The 12405-nt window shown below is 69.4% G+C and carries 12 protein-coding genes and 1 riboswitch; of the genes, 1 reads left to right on the top strand and 11 read right to left on the bottom strand.

Translation table 11 applies throughout. The features are described from left to right. The 11 genes from ACX80P_RS07010 to ACX80P_RS06960 all read right to left on the bottom strand — a co-directional run bounded on the left by ACX80P_RS07010 (window position 1) and on the right by ACX80P_RS06960 (window position 11115). Window positions 1-897: an ABC transporter permease gene (locus tag ACX80P_RS07010; RefSeq protein WP_459277340.1), complete on the bottom strand. Its 897-nt coding sequence runs from the start codon at window positions 895-897 to the stop codon at window positions 1-3. Continuing rightward, window positions 894-1895, bottom strand: a complete 1002-nt coding sequence (locus ACX80P_RS07005) for an ABC transporter permease (RefSeq protein WP_459277339.1) — start codon at window positions 1893-1895, stop codon at window positions 894-896. The genes ACX80P_RS07010 and ACX80P_RS07005 overlap by 4 nt, the downstream gene beginning before the upstream one ends. Continuing rightward, a complete protein-coding gene (locus tag ACX80P_RS07000; protein WP_459277338.1) occupies window positions 1892-3589 on the bottom strand; it encodes an ABC transporter substrate-binding protein in 1698 nt (565 codons plus the stop codon). The genes ACX80P_RS07005 and ACX80P_RS07000 overlap by 4 nt, the downstream gene beginning before the upstream one ends. Window positions 3590-3694: 105 nt before the next feature. Beyond that, window positions 3695-3793: riboswitch (SAM riboswitch) on the bottom strand. Between the two features lie 132 nt (window positions 3794-3925). Continuing rightward, the gene (locus tag ACX80P_RS06995; RefSeq protein ID WP_459277337.1) at window positions 3926-4471 is read right to left on the bottom strand and encodes a heme-degrading domain-containing protein; all 546 of its coding nucleotides are present in this window, start codon (window positions 4469-4471) and stop codon (window positions 3926-3928) included. A gap of 110 nt (window positions 4472-4581) precedes the next feature. Beyond that, the gene (locus ACX80P_RS06990) at window positions 4582-5553 is read right to left on the bottom strand and encodes a matrixin family metalloprotease (protein WP_459277336.1); all 972 of its coding nucleotides are present in this window, start codon (window positions 5551-5553) and stop codon (window positions 4582-4584) included. Window positions 5554-5905: 352 nt separating this feature from the next. After that, the gene (locus ACX80P_RS06985) at window positions 5906-6274 is read right to left on the bottom strand and encodes a hypothetical protein (RefSeq protein ID WP_459277335.1); all 369 of its coding nucleotides are present in this window, start codon (window positions 6272-6274) and stop codon (window positions 5906-5908) included. Window positions 6275-6305: 31 nt separating this feature from the next. Next, window positions 6306-7028, bottom strand: a complete 723-nt coding sequence (locus ACX80P_RS06980) for an SDR family NAD(P)-dependent oxidoreductase (protein ID WP_459277334.1) — start codon at window positions 7026-7028, stop codon at window positions 6306-6308. After that, on the bottom strand, window positions 7025-7789 hold the full coding sequence (locus ACX80P_RS06975) for an SDR family NAD(P)-dependent oxidoreductase (protein WP_459277333.1): 765 nt from the start codon (window positions 7787-7789) through the stop codon (window positions 7025-7027). The genes ACX80P_RS06980 and ACX80P_RS06975 overlap by 4 nt, the downstream gene beginning before the upstream one ends. Further along, window positions 7776-9164, bottom strand: a complete 1389-nt coding sequence (locus ACX80P_RS06970; protein ID WP_459277332.1) for an MFS transporter — start codon at window positions 9162-9164, stop codon at window positions 7776-7778. The genes ACX80P_RS06975 and ACX80P_RS06970 overlap by 14 nt, the downstream gene beginning before the upstream one ends. Beyond that, the gene (locus tag ACX80P_RS06965; protein ID WP_459277331.1) at window positions 9164-10051 is read right to left on the bottom strand and encodes a polysaccharide deacetylase family protein; all 888 of its coding nucleotides are present in this window, start codon (window positions 10049-10051) and stop codon (window positions 9164-9166) included. Before ACX80P_RS06965 ends, ACX80P_RS06970 begins: the two co-directional genes overlap by 1 nt. Then, on the bottom strand, window positions 10048-11115 hold the full coding sequence (locus tag ACX80P_RS06960; RefSeq protein ID WP_459277330.1) for an asparaginase: 1068 nt from the start codon (window positions 11113-11115) through the stop codon (window positions 10048-10050). The genes ACX80P_RS06965 and ACX80P_RS06960 overlap by 4 nt, the downstream gene beginning before the upstream one ends. A gap of 224 nt (window positions 11116-11339) precedes the next feature. Between ACX80P_RS06960 and ACX80P_RS06955 the strand changes: the two genes are divergently transcribed. Next, entirely contained in the window at window positions 11340-12404 is a 1065-nt protein-coding gene (locus tag ACX80P_RS06955) for a LacI family DNA-binding transcriptional regulator (RefSeq protein WP_459277329.1), read from the top strand. Window position 12405: the final 1 nt, after the last annotated feature.

Here is a 12405-nt window from a genome sequence, read left to right as displayed (position 1 = left end):
TCAGACCTCTGCTTCGAGTCGGCGCTGCAGGTGGTGTCCCACCACGGTGGTGGTCAGCGCGGCGAGGGTGATGAAGATGCCGGGGAAGGCCGCGATCCACCAGGCGACCTGGAGGTAGTTGCGGCCGTCGGCGAGCATGGCGCCCCACTCGGCGGCCGGAGGCTGCGCACCTAGGCCGAGGAAGCTGAGTGACGACGCCCAGACGATCGCCTGCCCGATCCCGAGCGTGACGAGCACGAAGAGGGGCCGCGCCACATTGGGGACCACCGTGTGCCAGAGGATGTGGGACCTCGACCGGCCGAGCGCCAGGGCTGTTTCCACATACGGGGCCGCGACCACCTGCAGGGTCTGCGTGCGCAGCATCCTTGCATAACCGGGGGCAGAACCGACCCCGACGGCGACGGCGGCGGTGACGACGCCCGTGCCGGACACCGCGATGACGATCAGGGCCAGGAGCAGGCCCGGGAAGGCGAACAGGATCTCGACGAAACGGCAGATCGCCGAGTCCAGCCACTTGCCGGAGACGCCGGCGGTGATGCCGAGTGCGCCCCCGAGGACCAGGCCGATCGCCGTGGCGGCGAGCCCGAGCAGCAGGGACTGCCCCGTGCCGGCGATCACGCGGGAGAAGACGTCCCGCCCGTTCTGGTCGGTGCCGAACAGGTGCGCGCCGCCCGGGGACTGGAAGGCGTCGGCGGGATCGATCTCGAACGGGTCCTGCCGCAGGAAGACGGACGGTACGACGGCGGCGAGCACGAGGAAGGTGAGCAGTGCGGCAGCGATCCAGACCCCGATCGGGGTGGTGCGGACGAGGCGTCGGGCGCGGGATGGAGCGGGCGGCGCGGCGGGGACATGGGCGCCGCCCTCCGCCGTCGTCGTGGGGTCGAGGGTGAGGCTCATGCTGCGGATCCCTTCGGGTTCGTGCGGGGGTCGACCACGCGGTAGAGGACGTCCACCACGAGGTTCACGAGGATGTAGACCGCGGCGATGATGACCACCACGGCGAGGGTGACGGGCAGGTCGCGGTTCACGATGGCGTCCACGAGGGACCGGCCCAGCCCGGGCCGGGCGAAGATGATCTCCGCGACGACCGCGGAACTCACGAGGGAGCCCACGGCCCAGGCGGAGAGGGTGATGCCGGGCAGGATCGCGTGGCGGAGGGCGTGGGTCAGCCGGACGGCGGTGTCGCTCAGGCCGCGGGCCCGGGCGCTCAGGACGAACGGCTGGGCGAGGGCGTCCTCGAACGAGGACCGGGTGACCTGGGCGATGAACCCGGCCAGGGGGATCGCGAGGGAGAGCGCCGGGAGCACGAGCGACCGGAAGCCGTCGTTGCCGGCCACAGGGAACCAGCCGAGGGTGACCGCGAAGACCACGGCGAGCATGATGCCCACCCAGAACTGGGGGAGGGAGGCGAAGAACACCTCGACGGCACGGCCGGCGCCGTCGAGCGCGCGCCCCCGGCCGACCGTCAGGAGGGTGCACGCGAGGGCGATCACCCAGGCGAAGAGAAGGGCGAGCCCGGCGAGCTGCAGCGTCGGCAGGATCTGCGGCCCGATGATCTCCAGGACAGGGACCTTGAAGATGTACGAGACGCCGAAGTCGCCCGTGACGAGGTCGCCGAGATAGGAGAGGTACTGGACGGGGACGGGCTGGTCGAGCCCGTACTCGGCGCGGACCGCCGCGACCGTGTCCGCGGACGGCGAGGAGCCCGCACCGCCGAGGATCGCCGTGATCGGATCGCCCGGAGTCAGGCGCAGGACGAAGAACGTGAGGGTCACCGCCGCCCAGAGGACGAACAGGCTACCGGCCGCCCGCCTCGCGATGACCTTTCCGGCGGTACCGGCGGTCGCCGTCGTGCGGGGTGCTGCAGTGAGGGAATCGAGGGACTGGGTGCTCATTCGGAATCCACCGTCGTGACGTCGTAGAGGTAGGGGAGGGACAGGCTCGGCTCGAGGGCGAGGTTCCGGTAGCGGTCGCTCCGGAGTGCCACCTGGCTGGCCTGGTTGTAGAGGGGCAGCTGCAGGGCGTTGTCGCTCACGATCTGCTGCGCCCGGTAGTACAGGTCCGCGCGTTGCGTGGGATCGTCCGTGGCGAGGGCGTCGTTGAGGATGCCGTCCAGCTCCGGGTTGCGGAAGCCCGATCCGTTGGGTACGAAGCCCGCTGATTCCGTGTACTCGGAGGAGAACACGATCCGCAGGACGTCGGCCGTGTTGGTGTTCCAGTAGTCGGCACGGAGGTCGTAGTCGAAGGTGTTGCCGAGTTCGCTGACGGTCGCGCCGTCCCCGTTCTCGATGAGTACCTCGAACCCGGCCTTCTTCGCCGTCGCCTGGATCTGCGTGACGAGGGCCTGATGCGCGGCGGGCCACGCGCCGGGTGTGTAGGGGAAGTGGACGGTCAGGCGCTCGCCGTTCTTCACGCGGTAGCCTTCGTCGTCGCGCTCCGTCCAGCCGGCCTCGTCGAGCAGGCGCGAGGCCTCCTCCGGGTCGGGATCGTAGACGTGCTCGAAGTCGGGGGAGTAGAAGCCGGTGGCGGAGCTCAGCGGCCCGCCGGCCCGCGTCACGGTGCCGAAGTAGACGCTGGTGATGCCGGCGTCGACGTACGCGCTGCGCAGGAACGCCTTGCGGACGTCGATGTCGTCGAACGGTGCACGCGTCGTGTTGAGGATCAGGTTGGTCGGATTGCCCGGCCTGTCCTGCAGGATCAGCTCGACGTTCGGGTCCGCCCCGGCCTCGTCGACATGGACGGACGGCATGAGGTCCAGGGCATCGACCTGACCGGCCCGCAGGAGTCCGTAGCGCGTGGAGTCCTCCGGGACGATCCTCCATTCGATCTTCTCGATGTGCGCGGGACCCTCGTGCTGCGCGTACGGCGGGGCCGAGTTGTAGTCCTCGTTCCGGACCAGGCTGACCCTGGACTGGGGTACGTAGTCCACGATCCTGTAGGGTCCGGTCCCCACGGGAGCGTTGCAGTTCTCGGCCTGGGGGCGCTCGAGCGCCGCCGGTGATTCTATGCCGAGGAACGGCTGCGCGAGCACCTCGAGGAACGCCGCGTACGGGCGGTTGAGGGTGACGACGGCCGTGGTCTCGTCCACGACCTCCGTGCCCACGTACGGCGTGAGGTAGCCGCCGGCCGTCCCGGACTGCGTGTCGGGATCGATCATGTGGTCGAGGTTGGCCTTGACCGCCTCCGCGGTGAGCTTGGTGCCGTCGGTGAACCAGACGTCGTCGCGCATGGTGAAGGTGTAGGTGAGGCCGTCCTCGGAGACCGACCAGTCCGCGGCCAGCCATGGGTGGATGGCGCCCTCGCTGTCCTGGGAGACCAGTGAGTCGAGGTAGTTCGCCGCGATGGATGCCTGTGGCATGTCGCCGTTGACGTGGGGGTCCAGGCAGGAGATGTCCTTGCCCGTGGCGAACACGAAGGTGTCGTCCTCGCCGGCGGCCGCTGACCCCCCGCAGCCGCTCGTGGTGAGGACCAGTCCCGCCGCCGCGGCGAGCAGGGCGATGCTGCGGGGTGCGGAGGGGTGGGGTGCAGGCGGGCGGGGGGATCGGCGGGTGGGCCGGGGAGTGGCGGTGCTGGGACTTGCTGTTCTCACGCGGTGCTCCTGAATCATCGCCCGATGGAGGGCTGATACAGGTCGCCGGCAGGCGCCCCGGGCATGCAGGAGCACGGAGGGACAGACCAACGAAAGCGAGTAGCTTCTCCATCGGTCCTGGCAGTAGCACCGTTCCCCGTTGCTACACGGGGAGGGTTGCTGCGGCGTCGTCGATCCAGGTCTCTCGGCCGCTCGGGATGGTTATGGGTCCAGCTAAGCGCACGGGACGGCGGGGACGCCAGAGGCCCCCGTCACAATCGGTCACGCAGCGTTACGGGAGGAGGCACAGGGCCACACCGCGCCGCCGTGATCCGCGCCAGAGCGCCGTCGAGCGGCTTACAGTCCGTCGGCCGCGTGGAAGGTGCGCAGCGCCTCGACGACGAGCCTGTGGTCCTCGAGCTGCGGAAGGCCGGAGACGGTCACGGTGGCAACGGGGCCGACGTCCTTGATGTACAGGGGGAACGAGCCGCCATGCGCTGCGTAGATCGTCGTGTCGAACAGGGGATCGTCCTCCACGCGCCCTCCGTTCCGCCGCCCGCGGAGGCCGACGAGCAGGGAGGGAACGAGATAGCGTTCGGCCGTGAGGCTCTTGGCGTCGAGCCAGTAGTCGTTGTCGGGCGTGGTGCCGTCGAGCGCGGCACGGAACAGGATGTGGTCCGGCCGCCGGATGCAGACCGCGATCGGCAGGTTGCGTCCTACCCCGAGCTGGACGAGCAACTGCCCCAGGGCGACGGCGTCGTCGTTCGTGAAGCGGGTGAACTGGAGTTCGGCGACTTCCCTCTCGACCGTCTCGATCAGCGCTTCGAGCGCCTCGGCAGACTGGTTGCTGCCGCCGTCGGGATCGAACGACTGGACGGCAGAAGGGAGGGCGTCATTGCTCATCTCCCTAATTTACGTGGTTCACGGGACGTGGCGGGTTTTTCCTCGGTCGGCGAGCAATTTTTCCGGGGATGCGGTGCGGGTACCACGTGTGCCAGTCACCCTGGTCGACGTCAGAGTCCGGGTGCGCAGGGACCCGTGCCGAGAAGCGCGAGACCGGCGAGATCGCCCTCCCCGAAGGAGAGCTGTCCGACGTTCTCCGCATACATCAGCTGACCGGGGTCATCCACATGATCGAGCCCGACGACGTGCGCGAGCTCATGCATGATCGTCGCCCGCAGGTACGCGCGCCCGTCCGGGTAACCGAGGGAGGTGGCCGCGTCGGTCGTGTCGAGCTGCACCTGCCCGCCCACGTACACCAGCGGTTGCCCGGGTGCCTGGGCGTAGTCGCTGCCGCCCAGCCCGGCGACGTCCCCGGCCAGGCCCGGGATCTCCGCCTCACTGGTCCAGGTGAAGAGCACCGGCACCCACGCCTTCCCGTACAGCTCCGGCTGGTAGAGGTCGCGCTCCTCGCTGGGCGCCTCCGTCGTCGTGCCGTCGTCGACGAACCGCAGGCCCGTGGCGGCCGACACCGCCGCCACGGCCTCCTGTACCAGCCCCTCCGACCCGATCGGGGCGTTGTCCGGCCGGACGACGTAGTGCACGGGCCGGCACGGATCGTAGGCCACCCATGGCTGGTCCTCGACGGGCGAGTCCATCAGCGTGAACGCCGTCGACGCCGGTGCGGGTGGGGGCGTCCCCAGCGGAATGTCGCTGGCCTCGACTCCGCGCGGCGGGACGTCGGCGCCCGGCACGTAGGGCAGCGCGACCGGCAGGACGAAGCGGTCGAACAGCGGCGGCGTCGCGTACAGGGCTGCGATCAGGAGCAGGGCGGCCACCGTGCCGAAGCGCCGCTTCCGGCGCCTTCGACCGGGCGACGAGTGCTTCCGGGGCGGCCCGTACACCGGTGCGGCCCGCCAGGGTGGGGGGGCGGACGGCGTGCCGAGGGCGTCGTCGAGCGACCACTGCGGGATCCTGCCCGACGGCGACCGCCGGACGGCCTCCAGCCGTGCGTCGCGGCCCTCGTGGTACCACTCACGATCCATTGCCCCCATGCGCCCCGCGCTTCCCCCCGCCGACTGATGTCCGTCCCATCCTGCTGTGCTGTTGCCGCAGGATGGGGGGCGTGTCGCGAGTCCTTGGGGAAACCTGAGGGAAGACTGGGCTCGGCACGGTGCTGCAGCCGCGGCGTCGTGCCTGCCGTCGCGGGGCCAACGGCGCAACAGACGGCGTGTCGCAGGTCGACACGCGCTCCGACACGTCGAACCCGTGCACGACGGCGCGGGCCTCCCCGCAGCCGGGGAAGCCCAGGAAACGACGACGGCCCCGCCCAGGACGGAAGCCCCAGGAACGACGACGGCCCCACCCGCCAGCCGGAGGCAGCGGACGGGGCCGAACCTAGGAGACGGCAGCGCCCCTGCGGACGTCTCGTACTGCTGCCATGCCTTCACGCAGCACCCGATCGGCGAGCGGGGACGCGCCGGGCAGGATCCGGGCCACCCGCTCGACGATGCAGGAGGCCGCGCCCGTCCGCTCGGAGTGCTCGACCACCGCGTCCCACAGCTCACGGACGGTGTCGCACGCGCTCGTCCGTCCCGTGCTCCCCGCAACGATCCACCGTTCTCCGGTCACCCGGACGACGGGTGCGCCGGGCAGGCCGGCGGCGACGGCATTGACGAGCTGGGCGACGAGCAGCAGGTCCCGTGTCGTCCGGACCGGCCCGAGCACCGGATCGGCGACGACGGCGCGGCCGCATGCACCGCACATCAGGCCGGTGCGCCTTCCGTGCCCTGCGCCGTCATGGCATCACGTCTCCCGAGTTGGGCCCGAGGGTCTGACCGACGAAGAGGTTCCCACCGGGATCGCTCGCGAGGAGCAGGGCCGTCGGTGCGACCTCCGCCGGCACGCCGAACCTCCTCAGCGGTAATTCCTTCCGTTTCGCCACTTTCCAGTCCTCGGAGATGCCGTCGACGAGCGGTGTCTCGATCGGCCCCGGGGCGATGCAGTTGGCGAGCACGTTGTCCGCCGAGACCTCGAGGGCGAGTGCCTTGGTCATGCCGATCACTCCCGCCTTCGCCGCGCTGTAGTGACCCAGCCCCATCCCGCCCTTGATGCCGAGCTGCGACGAGATGTTGATGATCCGCCCCCACCGCCGGCGCCGCATAGGTCCGACGACCTCACGGCAGCAGAGGAACACCCCGGTGAGATCCACCGCGATGGTCTCCGTCCACAGCGCGAGCGTCATGTCCTCGAGTGGGGACTCGGTGAGCAGTCCGGCACTGTTGACCAGGACGTCGACGGTTCCGATCCCGTCCCGCGCCTCCGCGAAGGCGTCCCGCACGCTCTCCTCGTGCGCGACGTCGACCTCGATGATCCCCGGGCCCGCGACCCGATCCATCACCACCACCCGGTCCCCCTGGGCGGCGAACGCCTCGGCGATCGCCGCCCCGATGCCGCTGCCACCGCCGGTCACGACGACGGCCCGGGGCCCCGTGCGGCGACCGTCAGGGCCCGCCGTCACGCGCGCATCTTGATGGTCAGGCCGCCGTCGACGACGAGCGACTGTCCTGTGACATAGCGCGAAGCGTCGGACGTCAGGAACCCGATCACATCCGCGACTTCCTCCGGCCGGCCGACGCGACCCCACGGGATGTCCTTCCCCGCCCGCTCGAGCCCTTCCGGGCCGAGGGAGTTGACGGGGTCCAGGGACTGCGGGGTCTCGATCAGACCCGGGATCACCGCATTGGCACGGATCTCCCGGGGCCCGAGCTCGGATGCGACACTGCGGATGAGCCCGAGGACGCCCGACTTCGCCGCGGCATAGTGCGCGTGTTCCTCCCAGCCGTAGATACCCCCGGCGATCGAGGACACCGCCACGAGCGCCCCGGGGCCCGTCATCCGCTGGGACGCCGAGCGGAGCGTGCGGAGCACCCCGGTCAGGTCGACGTCGAGCATCGCGTTCCAGAGGTCGTCCGTCAGCTCGTTCAGAGGGGCGTTGCGCAGGATGCCCGCGTTGGCGACGGCGTAGTCGAGGCGCCCGTACTCGTCCAGTGCGCGCTGCGCGAAGGCGTCCACGGAGTTCGTGGACCGTACGTCCACCTCGTGGATGACGGCGTCACCGCCGGCGGCACGCACACCGGAGAGGGTCTCCTCCGGATCGTGCGGGTCGCCGGGGAAGGTGCCGATGACGGTGCGGACGTTCCTGCCTGCGTAATGGACGGCCAGGGCGCGGCCGATCCCGCTGGCGGCACCCGTGACGATGGCTACCTCAGACTGCTGCATGTGGTTCCTCGAGGGCCACGGCCGCGACGGGCCGTGCCGCGATCATGAGGACACCGGAGAGCAGCGTGCCCAATGCTCCCACCCAGAGGGCGCCGGCGCCGGTGCCCGCCTGTGCGGCGACGATCGTGAACAGGGCTCCGCCGAGAATCGTCCCGGGCTGGCTCATGGCGCCGATGAACGCGACGCCCGTGGCACGGCAGCTCACGGGGTAGCACTCGGCCATGAAGTACTGGATCGCGGCATACGGCCCCACCAGGAAGAACAGGCCGGTCCCGTACGTGACGATGATCAGGAACGGGCTGGACACGAGCGGGCTGAGCATCACGGCGAAGGACAGGCCCGAGATGATCCAGCCCACGATGATGGTGCGCTTCCGGCCCACCTTGTCGCCGATCCAGCCGTGGAACACGTAGCCGAAGTAGGCGAGGAGGTTGATGACGATCAGCATCCAGAAGGCATCCGACAGTTCGACGCCCTTGGCGTTGGCGAGCACCGAGGTTCCGAGGACGCTGAAGATGGCGATGCCGAAGAAGTTGAGGATCCACGCCAGCGAGAAGACGATCGTGTTGCGGCGGAACTCCGGCTCCCAGATGCGCTTGAGGGGGGAGGTGGAGGAGTGCTCGACGCCGTAGGCGGCGGCCAGCGCATGCGCCTCGTCGGTCCGGCCGCCCTTCTCGAGTTCGGTCAGCTTGTGGTGGAGCTCGAACTGCGGGGTCTCCTTCAGCTTCTTGCTGATGAGCAGCACGATGATGATCGCGGGGATGGTCGCCATGAGGTACAGCGCACGCCACCCGAGAAGGGGCAGGAACACGAGGGCGAGGGCGCTGGCGAGCAGGAAGCCCAGCGGCCAGCCGCCCTGGATGAAGGAGTAGTGGAAGCCCGGACGCTTCCGCTTCCGCTCGTCCTCGGTGACCTGGTAGACCTCGTTCATGTAGGTGGCGTTGACGGCCTGCTCCGAGAAGCCCAGCCCGCCGAAGGAACGCACGACGACGAGGAGCGAGTTGCTGATGACGCCGAGGCCGGCAGGGATGAAGGCGGTGACGCCCGAGACGACGGCGGTGCCGCCAACGGTGACCATCATGCCCTTCCGGCGGCCCAGGCGGTCGATCACGGGGCCGATGCCGAAGCAGACGATCGCCGTTCCGACGGCGATCCAGGTGTTGATGGCGTACGCCTCGGGGGCGGTCCAGCCGAACTCCGACTGCATGGCCGGCAGGAGCGTGCCGAACAGGCCGTAGTCGAAGACCGCGACGGTCCAGGCACACAGGGCGAGGACGGTCGCCGTGCTGGTCTTCTTCTTGGAGAACACGGGGAACTGCCGTTGCTCGTTCCCTGTCGGCGTCGAGAGATCGACGCCCGCCTCTTTGATGGACATCAGTTGCCTTCCTTTCGGGGGTTTCGTGCCAGGAACGAGTCGGCGATCTGGTCGAACGTGTGCCAGGTGACGCCCTCGTGGGAGTTGAAGTGCTGGATGAGGCGCTCGAGCATGAGGAGGACCTGCGGCCGGCCCGAGACGTCGGGGTGGATCGTCATGGTGAAGACGGCGGAGTCCATCTCGGCGTAGACCCAGTCGAACTGGTCCCGCCACATCTGCTCGATGTCCCGCGGGTTGACGAAGCCGTGGGAGTTGGGTGCGGCCTTGATGAACATCATCGGAGGCAGGTCGTCGAGGTACCAGTTCGCCGGGATCTCCACGAGGTCGGTCTCCTGCCCACGGACGAGCGGCTTCATCCAGGCCTCGGCGGGCTTGGAGTAGTCGATCTTCGTCCAGCTGTCACCGACCCTCACGTAGTAGGGCTCGAAGTCGTTGTGCATGAGGGAGTGGTCGTACTTGATGCCGCGCTCGAGCAGGATCTCGTTGGTGATGGGCGAGAACTCCCACCACGGTGCGACATAACCGGTGGGGCGACGCCCCGAGACCTTCTCGATGAGCTCGATGGACCTGTCGAGGATCGCCGTCTCCTGCTCGCGGGTCATGGCGATCGGGTTCTCGTGGGAGTAGCCGTGGACACCGATCTCGTGTCCGGCGTCGACGATCATGCGGGTGAGGTCCGGGAAGGTCTCGAGCGAGTGGCCCGGGACGAACCAGGTGGAGGGTAGCGAGTACTTCTCGAAGAGCCGGAGGATCCGGGGGCCGCCGACGTCCCCGCTGAAGAGCCCGCGGGAGATGTCGCAGGGTGAATCCTCGCCGCCGTAGGAGCCGAGCATTCCGGCAACTGCATCGACGTCGACGCCGAAGGCGATCTGGATGTCTTTCGTCATGGGGTGGCCTTTCCTGGTGCGGATGGGTCGTAACTGGACAGCGGAGGTTCAGGGAGGTTCAGGGAATCCAGGTCGCCCCGGCGGCGGATCTCGTAGCCCACCTGCGCGGTGGGCAGCCCGAGCGAGAGCAGGGCCTGCAGGAGCGTGCGGGCCTGGGGTGGACGGAGCAGCCCGGAGGGAACGGCTCCGGCGTCCTCGAGCGTCCTGCCGCCGCCCGCTCCGTACACGCCCTGCACCGGTCCCGCGTGCACGCGGGTGCTGGTGACGACGACCACGCCGCCCTGCACGGCGTCGCGCACGGCGTCGCACAGCTGCGCGTTCGCGTTCCCCAGGCCGGTGGCCTCGAGCACGATGCCGCGGGCACCGGCGGCCACCGCTGCGCCGAACAGGGCTGCATCGGCCCCCGGGTAGCAGGCGACGACGTCCACCCGGAGGCCGGCCCCCGGCGGGGGAGTGCCGAGCGGCGCGGGACGGCCCGGCGCAGGCCGCAACAGGATCTCGCCGGTGGTCGTGATCGATCCCGCCGGTCCCAGCTCCGGATTGCTGAACGCGCGGAGTCTCGTCGTCTCGGTCTTCCGGGTCGCAGGGAGGGTGAAGATCTCGCCGTCGAACACGATCAGCGCGCCCCGGCCCCGAGCCTCGGGTGACGCTGCGAGGGTGATGGCGGCACGCAGGTTCTCCGGGCCGTCCGGGTCCGGGCTGTCGGCTGCGCGCTGGGCACCTGTGAAGATGACCGGCCGTGGGTCGTCGTGGAGGAGGTCGGCGAGGTAGGCGGTCTCCTCCATGGTGTCCGTGCCGTGCGTGACGACGACGCCGAGCGCAACCGGGGATTCCAGTGCGGCCCGGATGCCTGCGCAGACCGCCAGCATGTCGTCGAAGGTGAGCAGGTAGGAGCCCTTCTGCATGAGGTCCACCACCTCGACCGCAACGGCTCCGGAACCGGCCGTAGCGAGAACCGCGCTGCCCGCGTCGGCGGCCACGGTGGCACCTCCGGCGTCGTCGGCACGGGAGGCGATCGTGCCACCCGTCGCCAGGAGTACGACGTGCCCGGTGAGTGATTCCATCGGTGCTCTCTCCTTACCCAATCGTTTGGGTGAGTGCTGCGGAACGCAGGTCCATGAGGTGGTTCGAGAGGTGATGCGGCGTGGACCAGCGGGGGAACTGGACGAAACCCAAACGTTTGGGTTAACTGAGGAAAACCATAGGATGTGACCTGGGTCTCGTCAATGGATCGGCGGAGATTTCACAGGACGGAAACACACCCACGGGCGGGGCGGGAGGAGGACGCGTGAATGCAGCAGGCAGGGGGCGGGCAGCAGTGACCCTGAAGGACCTCGCCGCAGAACTGGGGATCCACGTCTCGACGGTCTCGCGCGTGCTGCACTCGGATACCGAGGTGGCGCGGGGTGCGGCCTCGAAGGAGACCGCCCGGAGGGTGCGCGACCTCGCGAAGCTGAGGGGCTACTCACCCGACCCGCAGGCGACCAGCCTGCGCACCCGACGCACGCGGGCCATCGGCGTCATCGTGCCCCGACTCTCCGACATCGTCCTCGCGACCATGTACGAGGGAGTCGAGGAGGCAGCTGCCGAGAGCAAGCACTCGACGTTCGTGATGAACTCCCACGACGACCTCGACGAGCAGCGCCGCAAGGCGGAGATCATGCTGGCACGGCGGGTGGACGGCTTGATCCTCGGTGATGTCCATGCGGGCAGCAGCCTCGTGGACGACCTCACTAAGCGGCACGTGCCCTTCGTCCTCATGAACCGCCGCTATCCCGGATTCCCCTCCTCCACCTGCGACGACACGGGCGGAGGTCGCCTGGTCGCGGATCATCTGTGGGACACGGGGCACCGCTCCGTCGCGATCATCGCCGGTGAACCGTATGCGAGCACGGGAATGGACCGGACCGCGGGCTTCGTCGAACGGTGGCGCGACCTGGGAGGCGAGGTACCGGGGGACAGGATCGTGCCGTCACGTTTCGACACGGAGGGAGGCCGCCGAGCGGGTGAGGAACTGCTGCAACAGGCCGGTCCGGCCCCGACGGCCGTGTTCGCCGTCAACGACTTCGCCGCCATCGGAGCCATGGGTGCGTTCCGTGCCGCAGGGCTCGTCGTGGGCCAGGACATCGCCGTCGTCGGCTTCAACGACACGTCCCTGGCCGCGCAGCTGCCCATCCCGCTCACCTCGGTGCGGTCACCGATGCTCGAGATCGGCAGGGCCGCCGTCGGCATGCTCCGGCGCGTCATGGCCGGCGAGGATGTCGCCTCGGTGCGCCACACACCGGAACTCTTCGTGCGGGAGAGCAGCGCGTCCGTCGCCATCCGGGAGGCCGAGGGCTCCCGGATCGGCTGAC

The organism is Arthrobacter arabinosi (assembly GCF_054511115.1).
The sequence above is the reverse complement of the archived record's forward strand: the minus strand, read 5'-3'. Positions and strand labels throughout refer to the sequence as shown.